Below are 15636 nucleotides of genomic sequence, written 5' to 3' on the forward strand. Positions count from 1 at the left end.
GCTGATAGCTGATAGCTGATAGCTAAATATAATTGAACAGCGACAGTCCCTGAGTTTTTATGAATGACTTCTGCGCGGCTTCCAGGATAACTGTCTGCTGTTCCAGGTCGCTGAGAGCCTTGGCGTAGTCGAGATCCTGCAGGGAGGACAGAGTCTGGTCGTATTGCAGAGCAACGTCCTGGCCTGTGCTTTTTACCGAATCGTTTTCCTTCATGCGCGCACCGACTGATGCGCGCACCGTCAGCACCTGGTCCAGTCCGTTGTCGAAGTTGGACAGCGCGGTATTCAGGTTATTCGTCAGGGCCGTCCGGTTGCCCGGCACATTCGCCGTTTCCAGCGCGGCAATCAGATTGTCCAGCGTGGTGAAAATACTCTCGTTGGTGCTGGCCTTGACGGTGAACGCATCACCGTTGGCCGGAGATCCCTTAATATCGAGTTCTGCACCGTAATCGAATGGGGGTTCGGCCCCCTGGCTCTTCAGACTGATGGCACTACCATCGGTATAAGTCCGCGGATAGGGTGCCGCCGCAGGCGCTGCGCCGGTCAATAGGGAAGTACCCGAAACGTTGTCAATAATGTCATAAGTTGTTACGGGCGGGATTGCCGCACTGACTGCAAACTTGATTGTAAAGTCCTTGTTATTGGCCGCCGCATTCCACTTGGCCGGGTCCAGTACCGTCCCAGGGCTAACCAGCCCGGTTCCTGTGTTCGTCGTGCTGGCCGCGGTCACGAAAGAGCCATTACCGTTCTTGATCTGCATGAAAACATCGGAACCGGCATCGCTCACTGCAATCTGTCGCGACGGACTGATCTGCATCAGACGCTGCCCCTGATCGCCGTTATATACCACGCTTCCGGGCACAGTTTCTGAAAATGGGGGCGTCGAGCCCTTATATCCTGAAAACATGTATTGGCCATTGCCATCCGTGCTGTTGGCGATACCCAGCAATTCCTGATAACGCCCCCGCAAATCAGCCGCCAGGCTGGCCAGATTGCTGTTATCCAGGGTGGGATTGCCGGCATTGACGGCAATCGTCCTCACGTCCTGAATCAGGTTGCCGACGCTCACCAGCGCCGATTCCTCCATTGCCAGGGCGCTGGTCACCGAGTCCGTATTCACGTCATACTGGGTGTTGAGCGCCTTCGACTGGGACACTTCCAGCACCCTGGCCGCCGCCACGGGATCGTCCGCGGGCGTGAGAATGCGGCGTCCGGTGGCAACCTGCTGCGAGGTCTTGGTCAGTGCCGCGGACTGCTGCTGGATGCTGCCGACCCCCAGGTCATACATCATGCTGGTGCTGATACGCATGGCGAAACTCCTTATTTGCCCAGAGTGAGCAGGGTATCGAACAGGGTGGATGCAATCTGCATCAACTTGGCGGAGGCCTCGTAGGCCTGCTGGTAGCGCATCAGATTGGCCGCCTCCTCGTCCAGGTTGACGCCGGACATGCTCTGCTGCGCCTGCTGGGTTTGCGTGACCAGGCTGGCCTGGGCTTGCGCGGTGACATTGATGTCGCGTGACTTCACTCCCACCGAACTGACGATCTGGCTGTACGCGCTCTGATAAGTCGTATTTGGCAGACTTCCCACGACACTCGCGTCTTTTCCCAGAGTATTTGTTGTCTGCAAACCGGCCAGCAGCAATGCGTTGCGGTTATCGGAAACGCCGTTGGTGTTGGGGCCGACGGTAAACGAATCACCGGCTGCCGGGGCGCCGTTCAAGTCCACCGTCCAGCCATTGTAGGAAACGCTGGCGCCAGCGATGGGGTCATAAACCACGCTCGCGGCAAGCACGGTCGAGGTCGTGACATCAGTCACGCTGAAGTGTGTTGCGTCGATGAACGCAATCGCCACGTTATCCTGCAGATTGGCATTGGTAGGCGGGGGTGGATTTACGCTACCCGCACTGATCGTCCCCGAACCGGTATTGGCGTATGTCGCTGCTGTGCTGATCGGAGCGGCGGCAGCAATTTTTGCCGTGTCCTTGATCGCCACGCTGATGTCCTTGGCACCATCCCGGGTTGGCTGGATCAGCCAGTTATCACCCGTCGAGAATGCAGCGGGTGCGGCAATGGTCAGCCCATCCACCGTTTGCGGCAAGGCGGCATTGGTAAAAAGCGCGGTATTGTCCGACAGGCGCGTCAGCGTGAATCCAGTAGCCGAGCGGGCCAGGGTGTAATCGCTGCTCGTCACGCTGCTGACATCGCTCAGCGTCACGGCAGGCACGCCGGATGCAGAGGCATTCAGCGTATTCGCAACCACCTTGGGTGCAGGTACGTTGAAAAAATCTCCACCTAGTGCTCCATTCAGATCCTGCCCCAGCCGATGCTGGTCGTTGAAGGTTTGTGCCAGGCCAATCGCCACTCGCCCCAGTTCATTCTGTGCCTTGTCCAGTGTTTCACTACGGAAAGCCAGCAGACCACCCAGACTCCCGCCATCCAGGCTGTCAGGAGATAACATCTGGGCTGACCCGCCATAGCCCACATAGGCCACGCCCATGTTTTCCGGATTATCGGGCATGGGTTTTGCGCTCAGGGTCAGGGCCTGCTGCCCTACCACCAGCGCCTGCCCCTTGCCCATGAAGATGTTGTAGCTGCCGTCATCCTGCTTCACCACGCTGACATTGATCTCCTTGTTCAGCTCGGCGACAAGCAGGTCGCGCTGGTCCAGGATATCGTTAGGGGGCTGCCCGTTTCCGCCGGCTTCGGCGAGCACAACCTGGTGATTGAGGGTGGCAATCTGCTGAGCGTAGGAATTGATCAAGCCTACGCTGGAAGTGATCTGGGAATTCACGCCATCGCGCATCTCCTGAAGCCGCCCATCCAGCGACTGAAAACGCGACACCAGCGCCTCCGAGGAGCTGAGCATGCTTTGCCGCGATGGCACGGATGCGGGGTTGGCGGCGACATCGTGCACCCCCGCGAAAAAATCCTGCAACGCCGGTGACAATCCCGCGCTGGGGTCGGCCAGCATGTTGTCGATCTGGCTGATCTGCGCGGAATAGGTCTCAAGATAACTGCTCTTGGCTTGCGCCGACTGGACCTGATTATCCAGAAACTGGCTGTAGACACGCTTGACCGTATCGACACTGGTGCCCTGCCCAAGAAAGCCGGCACCGGTATAAAGCGGCGTGCTGGTGCTCTGCACAATCTGCTGGCGGTTGTAGCCTGGTGTACTGGCATTGGTGATGTTATGGCCGGTCGTGGACAAGCCTATCTGCGCTGCCCGCAGGCCCGTGATGCTGATGCCGAAAATTCCGTCGCTCATTTTGATGTCCTCTGATTTCTTATCGGCACAAAATCAAGAAACTTTATGCCAGCGCCTGGCGCAGGGTGCTGCTATTGATCACGCGCATCAGCTTGTCAGCGTACAGGGGGTCGGTGGCATACCCTGCCCGCTGAAGGCCGCGCGCAAACCCTGATGCATCGAGCGTCTGGTTGAACAGAGACGCATAGCGCGGGCTGCTTTTGAGCAGTCCGGCATAATCCTTGAAGGCCTCGGTGTAGGAATCGTAAGCACGGAACAGCTCCGTTTTCTTCTGCGCCACGCCGTTGACGTATTCGGTTGTCTGCGCTTCCGCCACTGCCCCGCTCCACCCCTTGCCAGCCTTGATGCCGAACAGGTTATGACTGTTGTTGCCCTCGGCATCACGAATTTCCCGTTTGCCCCAACCGCTCTCCAATGCCGCCTGCCCTAACAGAAAATGCACCGGGACACCCAGGGTCTGGGCTGCATCGGCGGCATCCGGCCAGAGCGCATCAACAAAACCGGCGGGGCTGGAAAAGCCCGCCTTGCTGCTGGCTTCCGGCAAAAGATCCGGCGGAACCCCAAGCCCGGACAAAGCCTGCTCCAGCGGGAAGATGCTCATCCGATCCGGTTTTGCCGCCGCAACCGGCAATAGCTGCCGCTCTATTTTGCCGCTTGCCACATTGCTGGCGCCTGCCTGGGTGTCTTTGGGTATCACGCCCTGCATTTGCATCTGGCGCACCAGCATATCCGCCAGGCCAATACCCTTGCCCTTGCTCAGGCTCTGTGCCAGCTGGGAATCCAGCATGCTGGTGTAGAGCTGGGTATTGGAATTATCAAACAAACCTTCTTCGGGAATCGCCTCACGCATGCTCTTCAGCATCATATTCATGAACAGCGCTTCGAACTGCTGCGCCGCAGCACGTGCACCCGCGACAGGGTCGGTTCTCACCTGTAGCCGCAGTTGGCCGACACTTTGAGCATCGAGTGCCAGGCGGGAGGAAATGTCGGTGGCAGAGGAGAGCATGAGCGTCTACAAAGCAGCTTTCATGCCACGCGGAGCGTTATACCTGAAAACCTTAGTTCGATAACCACGGAGTTCACGGAGAACACAGAGGAAAGCCATTTGCGGTCTTTTGTATCCTCACCCAACGGGTGAATGCCCAACATATGCAATCGATTGCGATGCACCGAGTTTGTCGAAGTGTTTTTACTCCGTGTTCTCCGTGAACTCCGTGGTTAACTGAGGTTTTCAGGTTAAATAACTTCCAATTCAGCTCGCAACGCGCCTGCCGCCTTCATGGCCTGCAGGATGGCCAGCAGGTCCTGCGGGGAAGCGCCGACCGCATTCAGCGCCTTCACCACTTCGCTCAGTGATGGGCTGACCGGCAAGGACACCAGTTCGCCTTTTTGCGCCTTGATATCGATCTGCGCATTTTGCGTTACCACCGTTTCGCCTTGTGACAGGGGATTGGGCTGGCTCACCTGCGTGTCGCTACTGATCGTGACCGCCAGATTGCCGTGGGCAACCGCACAATTATCAACTTCCACACTCTGATTCATTACCACTGAACCGGTGCGCGCATTAACGATGACCCTGGCAGCACCATTGCCGGCCATGACTGGCAGATTTTCCACCTGAGACAAAAAGGCCACGCGCTGATTGTTGTCACGCGGGGCTACCACCCGGATCTGCCGCGCCTCGCTGGCACTTGCCGTGCCCGCGCCGAAGCGGCTGTTGATGGCTTGAACTACCCGGTTGGCGGTGGTGAAATCGCCCGTGTTCAATTCCAGGTTGATATAGTCGCCCTGCCCCAACTGCGTATTCACTGCCCGTTCGACGGTAGCGCCAGCCGGAACACGACCGACCGCCAAATGATTGACCTGAGCGCTGCTGCCGCCAGCGGAAGCGCCAACGCCACCCACCAGCACGTTGCCCTGAGAAATCGCATAGACCTGCCCATCCGCTCCTTTCAACGGCGTCATGATCAGCGTGCCGCCGCGCAGGCTTTTCGCGTTACCCAGGGAGGACACGGTCACGTCGATATTCTGGCCGGGCCGGGCAAAGGCAGGCAGACTGGCCGTCACCATCACCGCAGCAACGTTTTTCAGTTGCAGGCTGGACGGCGGCAGGTTAACGCCCATCTGCCCCAGCATATTGATGATGCTCTGCACCGTAAAAGGCGTCTGCGTGGTCTGGTCGCCGCTACCATCCAGCCCCACCACCAGCCCGTAGCCTGCCAGCTGGTTGGTGCGCACCCCCTGCACCGAGGCCATATCCTTGATACGTTCCGCGTGAGCAGCCCCAGCAAGCATTAAACAAACACCAGCCAGTGCCCCGATAAAGTGTTTCATGTTTTTCTCCTCACCCCTCACCCCTCACCCCTCACCGATCTTCTAGAATGGCAATACCGACAGAAAGAAGCGTGCCAGCCAGCCCATGGTCTGTGCTTCATCGATGTATCCGGTGCCCTTGTACTCCATGCGCGCATCCGCCACCTGGGTCGAGGACACGCTGTTGGCGGCGCTGACATTCATCGGATTAACCACCCCGGAGAAGCGGACGAATTCGCCACCCTGGTTGATGTTCATCTGCTTCTCCCCGCTCACCAGCAGGTTGCCGTTTGGCATCACTTCAATCACGGTCACCGCGATGGTGCCGGTAAATGCGTTGTTGGCGCTGCTGTCACCCTTGCCTTCAAAGGTGCTGTCCGAACTGCCGGAAATCGGGGAAGCCAGAATGCTTGGCACAGCCAATCCACCCAGCAATGGCACAGCCATGCTGCTGCTTCCATTACGATCGGCCGAAGAGCTGGACTTTTTGCTGGCGGACATTTTCTCGTTGATGGTGATGATCAGGGTATCGCCCACGTTACGCGCACGCCTATCCTCGAACAGGGAACGGTTGGTGTAGCCCGCCTGATAGATCGATCCGTTGCCGCCCGGCGCTTCCGCGGCCGGGGCCGGGCGCGCCGTCATCGGCTGATGTATGGCAACCGGCGGCATGGTAGTGCAACCTGCCAGCAAGGCCGCAACCAGTACGATACTTTTCAAGCCGTCAAGCATGATCAAACTCCTTGTCAGATCTGCGTCAGGCGCTGCAGCATCTGGTCGGAAACCGTAATCGCCTTTGAGTTGATTTCATAGGCGCGCTGCGTCTGGATCATGTTCACCATTTCCTCCACCACGTTGACATTGGAAGTCTCCAGATAAGCCTGGTTCAGAACCCCGAGTCCATTGGTTCCGGGCGTATTCGCAGCGGGCGAGCCGGAAGCCGCGGTTTCCTTGTAAAGATTTTCGCCCTCGCTTTGCAGACCGGCCGGGTTGATAAAACCGGCCAGTTGCAGGCTGCCCACCTGAGTCGGCGCAGCACTGCCCGCCTGCAGAACGGACACTGTACCGTCGCGACCGATAGTCACGCTCAGGGCATCGGCGGGAATAGTCAGCGCCGGTTGCACCGGATAACCACTGGCAGTCACGACCTGCCCCTGGCTGTCGACCTGAAAAGCGCCGTCACGCGAATAGGCAGTGCTGCCATCCGGCATCAGAATCTGGAAAAAACCCTTGCCGTTTATTGCGATATCAAGTGGATTTTCGGTTTTCTGCAAATTGCCCTGCATATGAATGCGCTCGGTGGCAACCGGCCGTACGCCGGTACCGATTTGCAAGCCAGAAGGCACCTGTGTTTGCTGTGACGACTGCGCGCCCGGCTGGCGCAGGGTCTGGTAAAGCAAATCCTCGAATACCGCACGGCTGCGCTTGAAACCATTGGTGCTGACATTGGCCAGATTGTTCGACACCACGTCCATCTGCATCTGTTGGGCATCAAGGCCCGTTTTGGCAATCCACAGTGAGCGAATCATGTTCTAACCCTCATTAACCATTCAAATTCAAAAGTTGGCTGGCCTTGGCTTCATTGCTCTCGGCTTTCTGCAACAGCTTGGTCTGCAATTCGAAATTGCGTGAATGGGTGATCATGTTCACCAGCGATTCCACCATGTTGACATTGCTGCTTTCGAGCGAATTCGACGCCAGCACGACATTCACATCGGCCGGCGCAGCTTGTCCGCTCTTGAGCCGGAACAGGCCATCCTGCCCCTTCACCAGGTCCGCCTCGGGCGGGTTGACCATCTTGATGCGCCCCAGCGCGGTCACGGAGGTCAGCGTCTGACCGGTCGGAATGGCAGAAACCGTGCCGTCATTGGCCACGGTAATATCATTGTCGGGAGGAATGGCGATCGGGCCGCCATCACCCGTCACGTTCAAGCCATTGCGGGTTTGCAGCACACCGTTCGGGCTGATCTGAAAACTGCCGTTGCGGGTGTAGGCCTCGCTACCGTCAGGCGCCTGCACCGCAATCCAGCCCTTGCCCTGCACTGCCACATCGAGCTCACGGCCGGTATTCTGGATGACCCCCGGGCTGAAGTCCGACCCGGTGGTCGAATCAACCACGAAGGCCCGCGTCCTGGCGCCTTCGCCGTAAACCGGCAAAGCGCGAAAAGCATTGCTTTCGGCGCGATAGCCGGTGGTCGTGACATTGGCCAGATTGTGCGCCGTGGAAGCCTGCTGCCACAGCGCATGCTTGGCGCCAGTCATGGCGATGTAGATCAACCTATCCATTTTTTCCCCTCACCCCTCACCCCTCACGCCTCACGCCTTACCTCAGATTCACCAGGGTCTGCAGCACGGCATCCTGGGTCTTGATGGTCTGGGCGTTGGCCTGGTAGGCACGCTGCGCCACGATCATGTTGACCAGCTCGGCCGTCAGGTCGACGTTGGATTCCTCCACCGCGCCGGATTGCAGCACCCCGAGGCTGGAAGTGCCGGGCGCGCCGATCAGCGCCTGTCCGGAGGCGGGACTTTCCGTCCACTGGTTATCTCCCAGCGGTTGCAGGCCCTGCGGGTTGGCGAAGTTCGCCAGCGCGATCTGGCCCAGGGTATTGACCTGGCCATTGGTGTAACGGCCAAGAACCGTGCCGTCATTCCCGATATTGAAGCCTGCCAGGCGCCCGGAGGCATAGCCGTCCTGGGTCAGCGCATTGACGCCGAAGGGGCTGCCGAACTGGGTTGTGCCAGTGAAATCCAAATTAAGGGTTTGCGTCGGGTCTACGCTTGCCGCTGTCCAGCCTATGGTCTGAGCCGTGCCTGGACCTATGGGTGAGGTCAACAGGCCATCCGTACTGAACACCAGTTGGTCGAATGTCAGTACTGCGCCGCCATTATAAGAGCCGCCATCGATAACACCATGAACATCCCAGGGGCCAGGCACAGCAGGTACGGCGGGGGGACCAACTACGGCAGGGGTATCAGGAGTTTTAGTGAAAAACAAGGTCGCCACATGCGGGTTGCCCAGGCTGTCGTAAATGGTGGTGGAAGTTGAAGAGTTGTACATGTCAGTGGTGGGCTGCACATACGTTGGAGGTACGGTAGCAGGCACTACTGCTGTAAGCGTGGCGGGGAAAGGAGTCAGCGGGGTCGTCGGCGGGGTCATGCGAGAATCCAGATTCACCACAGGTGAGGCGAGCGTCGTTGCCTGCGGGTTGATGTCCGAAGTATTCAACTGCAAATCCCCCAGCGCTCCGGTCACGACTCCTCCAACAGCCTGGAAACCGGTCACATTCAGCCCGCCGCTGGTCACGATATAGCCATCCTTGTCGAGCTGGAACTGGCCATTGCGGGTATAGGTGGCGGTGCCATTATTGCTCAGGACGAAAAACCCGCGGCCGTTGATCGCCACGTCCAGGGTATTGTTGCTGACGCTGATGTTGCCCTGGGTGAACTGTTGCGCCACCGTTGCCACTTTGGTGCCGATGCCCACCTGGCTCGCGCCCGCGCCTGCCAGTGAAGCCGCAAAAACGTCCGCGAACTGGGCTTGCGAAGTCTTGAAACCCACTGTGCTCGAGTTGGCCACGTTATTGCCGATCACATCCAGGTTCTTGGAGGATGCGTTTAGGCCGCTCAATCCGGTTTGAAAACCCATGATATTTCTCCTTACAGAATTTCTTTGACTTCAGACATGGCAACCGGGCCCAGCCCGATTACATTCAGCGTCGCGCCCTGCACCCCCAGGGATACGCTGGAAACCTGCCCCACCGCCAGCGCAGTGGCAGCAACCGCTTTACCGCCTTGCTCGGCAAGCACTTCAAAGGTGTATGCGCCGTCCGGCGCTGCGGCGCCGCTATCGGTCGAACCGTCCCACTGGAACGTGACGCTGCCCGCCGCGCTCTGGGCGCCCAGATCAGCGGTATGGATTACCGCGCCGGAAGCGTCCTTGATATTGACCGTCAACTTGTCTACCGCCTGGGGCAAATCCACGCCACCGTAGGCCACGCCACCGGAAAGCTGCATCTTGTCGCCCGGGACCATGACACCATGACCGACCAGACTTGCCGCCTGAAATGACTGCCCGGCCAGGATAGAAGCCGTCATGGCGCTTGCAGCATCATTGAGCTTGCCCAGTTCGGTCACCGTGGAAAGCTGCGCCATCTGCGAGGTAATCTCGGCGTTGTCCATCGGGTTCAGGGGATCCTGATTTTGCATCTGCGTCACCAGCAGCTTGAGGAAACGGTCTTCCGACTCCTGTGCGGCCGTTTTGGTGGTGGCCGTGGTCGTGGTCAAAGCCGATACTTCATTTACCGTAGTCATGATTTCCGATCTCCTTATTGGCCTAGTTGCAGGGTTTTCTGCAATAGCGTTTTTGCTGTGTTCATCACGTCCGCATTGCTCTGGTATGAACGTGAGGCTGAAATCATGTTTACCATTTCCTCCACCGCGTTGACGTTAGGCATGGTGACATAGCCCTTGGCATCGGCGAGCGGGTTCTTGGGGTCGTACATCAGCTTCATCGGTGCCGGATCATCAATTACCCTGGCCACGCGCACGCCTGCGGCAGCACCGTTGTTGCCGCCCAGCGGGGTGGCGCTGAATACCACCTGCCTGGCGCGGTAGGGCTGCCCGGTTGAACTGGTGGCGCTGTCGGCATTGGCGAGGTTGCTGGCCACCACGTTGAGGCGCTGCGACTGCGCCGTCATGGCGGAGCCGGAAATATCGAACAGATTGAACAGGGACATGTTTATTGACCTCGCAAGGCAAGTTCGACGGTCTTGAATTTGCTGCTGACGCGATCCAGCGCAAACTGGTAGCGGATGGCGTTATCGATGAACTGGGTGCGCTCCACGTCCATATCCACGGTATTGCCGTCGATGCTGGGCTGGGCTGACTGGCGATAAAGGGTTTGCGCGCCAAGCGGGTTGCCGCCCTTGGGTTGCAGATGGCCGGGCGCTGTCGTATTCATGCTCACAGGCTGGCTGGATCCGATGGCCGATTTCAGTGTCCGGGAAAAATCGATGTCCACCGCCTTGTATCCGGGCGTATCGGCATTGGCGATGTTGCCGGCCAGCAACTGCTGCCGGTGGGCATGCAGATTGAGCGCCTTGCTCATGAATCCAATTTCGTCGTCTATCCTGCCGATCATGGCCGCCAACCTTAAAACTTGATGATGGCGTCAATGAAGCACGGATCGTGCCAGTGAGGTGATTGGTATTGTAGGGCGGGTTAGCGGTCTTATCGCGTAACCCGCCAGGCGTTGCATAGCGACACAAACCATTTTTCAATGGGTGCCTGGCGGCACATTTGGCGGGTTACGGCACAAACTCCGTGCCTAACCCACCCTACATTGACTTGCCAAGGGGAGGCCGGGAGGGGTTTGAAGGCGGCAAAAATTGCCGCCACGGCAATTCAGGCCGCCGGGATCACCCGGTTGCGTCCCGCTTCCTTGGCCTGATAAAGCGCCTTGTCGGCGCGGGAGATCATGGCTTCGGCGCCCTCGCCCTCGCCTCTCAGCGCCACCCCGGCACTAAAGGTGATGAGCAGACGCTGGTTGTCATGCATGAAGAAATTCTTGGTGAGATGGCGCTGCACCCGGGTCATGACCTTGACCGCCTCATCCATGCCGGTATCCGGCAGAATGATCACGAACTCCTCACCGCCAAAACGGGCGATGACATCCGTTGGCCGCAGCGCTTCCCTGGTCACCTGCACCAGATGCACCAGGGCTTCATCTCCGGCATCATGCCCGTAGGTATCATTCAGGCGTTTGAAGTGGTCGATGTCGAGCAGCGAAACGCACATCTGCGCCTTCAGTCGATCGGCACGCGAGATCTCGCGTGCGAAAGCATCCGCCATGCCGCGCCGGTTGAGCGTGCCCGTGAGGTGATCCTCATGCACCAGTTCGCTGACCTGATCCAGCTCCGTTTCGAGCTGGCGGATTTTTTCCTCGGCCTCCTTGACCTCCTTGTGCGCCTGAGCCAGTTCGTCGCGAGAGCGAATCATGTCAAGCTGCATCCCGCGGGTGTCTTTCATCAGATCGCCCAGGATCTGGTTAAGCTGGTTGATATCCTCGGTCTTGCTGATCGCCGCGGCATATGTTTCGATCTTGCTGTGGTACTCGCCGGTACTGGCCGACATTTCGGACATGCGGTCGATGAATGTCGACATCATGTTCTTGATGGTGGCCCTGGCCTCCATCAGGCTATGTTTCAGATTGCCCTGCTTGAAAATCACTTCCTTGAAACTGCGCTCGGCGTCATACAGCACGCGGCTGTCCAGAGGCTGGGAAATGATGTCCTGAACGACGGCAATCTGGCCAGTCAGCCATTTATCATCCAGCAGCAGCTCGCTGATATTATCGACCAGCAACCTTAACAACCGCACCAGGCCATCCAGCACCTGCGCATCGGAATCGTTGCGCAATTCCAGCTTGATCCAGAACTGCTTGAGTTTTTTCGCCACCCCCTGAATCGCCAGGGCGTCGCGCGCGGCGCGCGTCTGCTGGGCAAGCAGGATAGCCTCATCACGCAAATCAGGAAAATGGGACAGGCGCGGCGCCACACCGGTCTGAATCGTTTGAGCCAGCATTTCCCGCAATGCTTCCGGAACATCAGCCAGCGAAATTTCCACCCGGGCCACCGGCTCCGGCATTACGGCGGCCGGACCGCCCTGCGCGCCCTCGTCAGGCTCGAGCCCTTCCACCTGCACGCCCGGCTGAGTGGCGGGTTTTTCCCCCCATGAACCAACCAGCGCCTGCAATTTCGTGAACAGCACCGCAGGCTCTTTGGCAAAATTGCTCAATACTCGCCCCAGACCCTCCTTTTTGCGCGACGCGGTCACCCCGCTCTGCTTGAGATCCCATTGACGGATCAACTCGCGAATCAGTTCGGCCCAATTGGCCTCGCTCCCGCTTCCGGATTTCGAAGGCAGGGCCTGATCGCCTTTGACCTGGCGTGCCGGCGTCTGGATGCCGGCGATTTCATCATAAATAGTCTGGTAATTTTCCGGGTTCGGAGCAATCCGCCGTGCCGCCAAAGTTTTGAGGGTTTCGCGGGCGATATCGGTAGGATTAGTAAAGGCAGGCATGTTCAGTTTGGACCGTAGGGGTATTCGCGGGAAGTATAGCACCCGCACTTTTTCAGATACAATCAAGGCATGCCGACGCGCTTCCAACTATTTTTTCTGTTTCTGCTTCTGCCATTTCCAGCGCTCGCCGGCACACAGTGGCAGGAACTCGATACCGTCAGGAATGGCGCCATCCAGTTTGCCCGCCAGCAAAGTGCCGCACAACCAGGAACCGTGTCCGTCACGGCCATACCGCTTGATCCTCGCCTGCGCCTTTCCAGCTGCCAGGCCATCGATTTCTTCATCCCCACCGGAACCCGCTTGTGGGGTAACAGCAACATCGGCGCCCGCTGCAACGCTCCCTCGCCCTGGACCGTTTACATCCCAGTCACCGTCAGCATCACCAGTGAAGTCGTATTCGCCGCCCGTCCTCTCGGACCCGGCCAGACGGTCACGGAAGCTGACATTCTGCTGAAGAATGAAGACATCACCCAGTTTGCCTCAGGCGTCATTACCGACCCCAGACAGGCGCTGGGAAAAACCACCACCATCGGCGTGGCAGCCGGCTATCCGTTGCGCCTGGACATGTTGCGGGCTGCCTACGTTATTCTGCAAGGGCAAAGTGTTAAAATTCTTGCCAGGGGCCAGGGCTTCCAGGTCAACGCCGAAGGCAAGGCCCTGACCAACGCCACGGCGGGTCAAATCGTTTCGGTACGCAGTGGATCGGGGCAGATCATCAAGGGTACAGCGCGCGAAGGCGGCATCGTGGAAGTCCCGTTCTGAATGTATTTCAGAGCCATGCGTCTTTGCTATACTGGCGCGCAGAAATTTCCCCGGCTGCAGCTAAAGTTTAGTTCAAGGATGCCGCTATGACATATAACAAGATTGCCCTGAACAATCAGGATTAGCGCAAAGGAAATATCGTGAAAATAGACAGTTCAACCAGCAAGACCGTTGCCACCCCGAGTGGCGAGCACAAGGTCGTGCGTGACAAACCAGCAACCACTCCGGAAAGCGCAACAGCCGGTAGCGCCACCGAGGTCAAGCTGACCTCTTCCAGCCAGCTCCAGGCCCTGGGCGGGAGCGGCGAAAGCCAGCCGATGGACACTGCCAAAGTGGAGGCCATCAAACAGGCGATTTCCGAGGGACGCTTCAAAATCAACCCGGAAAAGATTGCTGACGGTCTGCTGAATTCGGTCAAAGAACTGCTGACGGACCCCAGGGCCTGATTTGGACCATAAATCAGACACTGCTTTTGCCGTACTGATCAAGGCAGAGCTTGACGGCTTTCAGGAATTTCATCAATTACTGCTACAGGAACAGGGCGCGCTCATCAAAGGCGACACTGACCAGCTCCTGCGGCTTGCGAGCCAAAAATCCGAATTAATTGAAAAGCTGGCCGGACTCGGTGCCCAGCGTCACGGTCTCATAACCACAGCCGGTGGCACAAACAACGCCTCCGGCATCACTGCTTATCTTGACGCCATCAAGGCTCAAGCTTCAACACGCGAACGGTGGGGCAAACTGCTTGATTTGGCCCGGGAAGTTGATCAGCTCAACAGCAGCAACGGCATCCTCATCGACACGCGCCTGCGCCACAACCAGCAAGCGCTTTCCGCGCTCCACAGCGCTGCCAATCCGGCGGCCAGCCTGTATGGCCCGGACGGCCAGATCAGCGCTGCCACAAGCGGACGGCGATTCGATAAAGCCTGAGGAGCAGTCAGCTGAAAGCTGATGGCTGAAATCCGCAAAACCACACCTTACTGCAACACCGTTGTCTGCACTTTAACGTCCGGTTCTATCATGACGGTCACGCGCCGGTTACGCGCCCTGCCTTCATTCGTGTCATTGGGATCGACCGGCCGCTGATCAGCGAAACCAATGGCTCTCAGGCGCGCCGGATCCACGCCATTCTCGATAAACAGCCGCACCACGCTGCTGGCACGAGCAGTCGAAAGCTCCCAGTTGGAAGGATAGCCCGGCGTGGAAATGGGAATGTTATCCGTATGCCCTTCGATCTGTACCGCATTAGGCACCATGGCCACCACCTGCGCCACCGCACTCAATACCTGTATGGATGGTTTTTGCAGCAATGCCTGCCCAGGCGAAAAAAGCACGCTGGCATTGATTTCAACCGAGATGCCGAGAATGCTCTGGGTAACGCGCACATGGCCTTCCTGCACCAGCGGCGCCATCACCTTGAGAATATCGCTGGCGATCCCCTTCATCTTTTGTTCCTGCTGCTTTAGCTTGGCTTCCTGAAGCGGATCGCTTCTCTGCGGAATTTTCTGAGTAATCACGTTGGGCTTTCCAGCCGGAGACAGCGCGGGAGATTCCGTCTTCAAGCGTATTTCATCCTGGCTGGTAGGTGCGCGCTTGAAAGCATCGACAAGTGAATCGCTGAGGACACGATATTTGCCCTCATTGAGAGAGGAAATAGCATACATCACGACAAAAAAGGCAAACAGCAAGGTAATGAAGTCGGCGTAGGAAACCAGCCAGCGCTCATGATTTTCGTGCTCTTCCGGTTTCTTTTTTCTGGCCATGTCATCAGCTTTCAGCCATCAGCTTTCAGCCATCAGCCATCAGCCATCAGCTGACTGCTAACGGCTGACTGCTGACCGCTACAAAATATATCCCTGAAGCTTGGTCTCGATAATGCGCGGGTTCTCGCCGTTGGCAATCGAACCCAGGCCCTCGATCAGCATTTCCCGCATCGTTACCTGATGCGCGATCAGGGCCTTCAGCTTGTTGGCGATGGGTAAAAACAACAGGTTGGCCGAGCCCACGCCATAGATGGTGGCAACGAATGCCACGGCGATCCCTCCGCCCAGCTTGGAGGGGTCGGACAGGTTCTCCATCACGTGAATCAGCCCCATCACCGCGCCCAGAATACCGATAGTGGGCGCGTAACCACCAGCCGATTCCCATACCTTCGCGGCCTGGCGCTGGTGTTCCTCATAGGTATTGATTCCACCTCCAGGGCTTCGCGGATTT

General features: G+C 58.1%; 17 protein-coding genes. 3 read left to right on the plus strand and 14 right to left on the minus strand.

The annotated features are described in order from the left end of the window. Positions 1-22: 22 nt before the first annotated feature. From flgL to WC392_14145, 12 genes are all read right to left on the minus strand, one after another. Positions 23-1309, minus strand: coding sequence for a flagellar hook-associated protein FlgL (flgL, locus tag WC392_14090; protein MFA5243494.1), 1287 nt, complete (start codon positions 1307-1309; stop codon positions 23-25). Between the two features lie 11 nt (positions 1310-1320). Beyond that, on the minus strand, positions 1321-3267 hold the full coding sequence (gene flgK, locus WC392_14095; GenBank protein ID MFA5243495.1) for a flagellar hook-associated protein FlgK: 1947 nt from the start codon (positions 3265-3267) through the stop codon (positions 1321-1323). A gap of 43 nt (positions 3268-3310) precedes the next feature. Continuing rightward, complete coding sequence (gene flgJ / locus WC392_14100; GenBank protein MFA5243496.1) at positions 3311-4273, minus strand: flagellar assembly peptidoglycan hydrolase FlgJ; 963 nt, start codon at positions 4271-4273, stop codon at positions 3311-3313. A 230-nt stretch (positions 4274-4503) separates the two neighbouring features. After that, the gene (locus WC392_14105) at positions 4504-5601 is read right to left on the minus strand and encodes a flagellar basal body P-ring protein FlgI (protein MFA5243497.1); all 1098 of its coding nucleotides are present in this window, start codon (positions 5599-5601) and stop codon (positions 4504-4506) included. Between the two features lie 42 nt (positions 5602-5643). Next, on the minus strand, positions 5644-6312 hold the full coding sequence (locus WC392_14110) for a flagellar basal body L-ring protein FlgH (protein ID MFA5243498.1): 669 nt from the start codon (positions 6310-6312) through the stop codon (positions 5644-5646). Positions 6313-6326: 14 nt separating this feature from the next. Then, the gene (gene flgG / locus WC392_14115; GenBank protein MFA5243499.1) at positions 6327-7109 is read right to left on the minus strand and encodes a flagellar basal-body rod protein FlgG; all 783 of its coding nucleotides are present in this window, start codon (positions 7107-7109) and stop codon (positions 6327-6329) included. A 13-nt stretch (positions 7110-7122) separates the two neighbouring features. Beyond that, complete coding sequence (flgF, locus tag WC392_14120; GenBank protein MFA5243500.1) at positions 7123-7866, minus strand: flagellar basal-body rod protein FlgF; 744 nt, start codon at positions 7864-7866, stop codon at positions 7123-7125. A gap of 37 nt (positions 7867-7903) precedes the next feature. Beyond that, the gene (gene flgE / locus WC392_14125) at positions 7904-9226 is read right to left on the minus strand and encodes a flagellar hook protein FlgE (protein MFA5243501.1); all 1323 of its coding nucleotides are present in this window, start codon (positions 9224-9226) and stop codon (positions 7904-7906) included. 11 nt (positions 9227-9237) lie between these two features. Next, positions 9238-9891: a flagellar hook assembly protein FlgD gene (locus WC392_14130; protein ID MFA5243502.1), complete on the minus strand. Its 654-nt coding sequence runs from the start codon at positions 9889-9891 to the stop codon at positions 9238-9240. 14 nt (positions 9892-9905) lie between these two features. Next, positions 9906-10316: a flagellar basal body rod protein FlgC gene (gene flgC / locus WC392_14135; GenBank protein ID MFA5243503.1), complete on the minus strand. Its 411-nt coding sequence runs from the start codon at positions 10314-10316 to the stop codon at positions 9906-9908. Between the two features lie 2 nt (positions 10317-10318). Continuing rightward, a complete protein-coding gene (flgB, locus tag WC392_14140; GenBank protein ID MFA5243504.1) occupies positions 10319-10720 on the minus strand; it encodes a flagellar basal body rod protein FlgB in 402 nt (133 codons plus the stop codon). A gap of 263 nt (positions 10721-10983) precedes the next feature. Beyond that, positions 10984-12660: a diguanylate cyclase gene (locus WC392_14145; protein ID MFA5243505.1), complete on the minus strand. Its 1677-nt coding sequence runs from the start codon at positions 12658-12660 to the stop codon at positions 10984-10986. A gap of 69 nt (positions 12661-12729) precedes the next feature. Here WC392_14145 and flgA point away from each other — a divergent pair, with 69 nt between their 5' ends. The 3 genes from flgA (at position 12730) to WC392_14160 (ending at position 14352) form a co-directional block, all read left to right on the plus strand. Next, entirely contained in the window at positions 12730-13422 is a 693-nt protein-coding gene (gene flgA / locus WC392_14150; GenBank protein ID MFA5243506.1) for a flagellar basal body P-ring formation chaperone FlgA, read from the plus strand. A 140-nt stretch (positions 13423-13562) separates the two neighbouring features. Beyond that, on the plus strand, positions 13563-13868 hold the full coding sequence (flgM, locus tag WC392_14155) for a flagellar biosynthesis anti-sigma factor FlgM (protein MFA5243507.1): 306 nt from the start codon (positions 13563-13565) through the stop codon (positions 13866-13868). Between the two features lies 1 nt (position 13869). Beyond that, positions 13870-14352 carry a flagellar protein FlgN gene (locus WC392_14160; GenBank protein MFA5243508.1) on the plus strand — a complete coding sequence of 161 codons (483 nt, stop codon included), beginning with the start codon at positions 13870-13872 and terminating at the stop codon, positions 14350-14352. A 47-nt stretch (positions 14353-14399) separates the two neighbouring features. Here the strand turns inward: WC392_14160 and motD are convergent, their stop codons facing one another. After that, positions 14400-15185, minus strand: a complete 786-nt coding sequence (gene motD, locus WC392_14165; protein ID MFA5243509.1) for a flagellar motor protein MotD — start codon at positions 15183-15185, stop codon at positions 14400-14402. Between the two features lie 78 nt (positions 15186-15263). Continuing rightward, the coding region (locus tag WC392_14170; protein ID MFA5243510.1) for a MotA/TolQ/ExbB proton channel family protein at positions 15264-15636 on the minus strand (373 nt) is incomplete at its 5' end.

Origin of the sequence: Sulfuricella sp. (assembly GCA_041651995.1) — a bacterium.
Lineage (GTDB): Bacteria > Pseudomonadota > Gammaproteobacteria > Burkholderiales > Sulfuricellaceae > Sulfurimicrobium.

What these genes read in the sequence shown, in the direction of transcription:
- flgG (MFA5243499.1), bottom strand. Translation starts at nt 7,109, where the DNA reads ATGATTCGCTCACTGTGGATTGCCAAAACGGGCCTTGATGCCCAACAG.
- flgC (MFA5243503.1), bottom strand. Translation starts at nt 10,316, where the DNA reads ATGTCCCTGTTCAATCTGTTCGATATTTCCGGCTCCGCCATGACGGCG.
- WC392_14145 (MFA5243505.1), bottom strand. Translation starts at nt 12,660, where the DNA reads ATGCCTGCCTTTACTAATCCTACCGATATCGCCCGCGAAACCCTCAAA.
- flgB (MFA5243504.1), bottom strand. Translation starts at nt 10,720, where the DNA reads ATGATCGGCAGGATAGACGACGAAATTGGATTCATGAGCAAGGCGCTC.
- flgA (MFA5243506.1), top strand. Translation starts at nt 12,730, where the DNA reads ATGCCGACGCGCTTCCAACTATTTTTTCTGTTTCTGCTTCTGCCATTT.
- motD (MFA5243509.1), bottom strand. Translation starts at nt 15,185, where the DNA reads ATGGCCAGAAAAAAGAAACCGGAAGAGCACGAAAATCATGAGCGCTGG.
- WC392_14130 (MFA5243502.1), bottom strand. Translation starts at nt 9,891, where the DNA reads ATGACTACGGTAAATGAAGTATCGGCTTTGACCACGACCACGGCCACC.
- WC392_14105 (MFA5243497.1), bottom strand. Translation starts at nt 5,601, where the DNA reads ATGAAACACTTTATCGGGGCACTGGCTGGTGTTTGTTTAATGCTTGCT.
- flgE (MFA5243501.1), bottom strand. Translation starts at nt 9,226, where the DNA reads ATGGGTTTTCAAACCGGATTGAGCGGCCTAAACGCATCCTCCAAGAAC.
- flgK (MFA5243495.1), bottom strand. Translation starts at nt 3,267, where the DNA reads ATGAGCGACGGAATTTTCGGCATCAGCATCACGGGCCTGCGGGCAGCG.
- flgJ (MFA5243496.1), bottom strand. Translation starts at nt 4,273, where the DNA reads ATGCTCTCCTCTGCCACCGACATTTCCTCCCGCCTGGCACTCGATGCT.
- flgF (MFA5243500.1), bottom strand. Translation starts at nt 7,866, where the DNA reads ATGGATAGGTTGATCTACATCGCCATGACTGGCGCCAAGCATGCGCTG.
- flgL (MFA5243494.1), bottom strand. Translation starts at nt 1,309, where the DNA reads ATGCGTATCAGCACCAGCATGATGTATGACCTGGGGGTCGGCAGCATC.
- WC392_14110 (MFA5243498.1), bottom strand. Translation starts at nt 6,312, where the DNA reads ATGCTTGACGGCTTGAAAAGTATCGTACTGGTTGCGGCCTTGCTGGCA.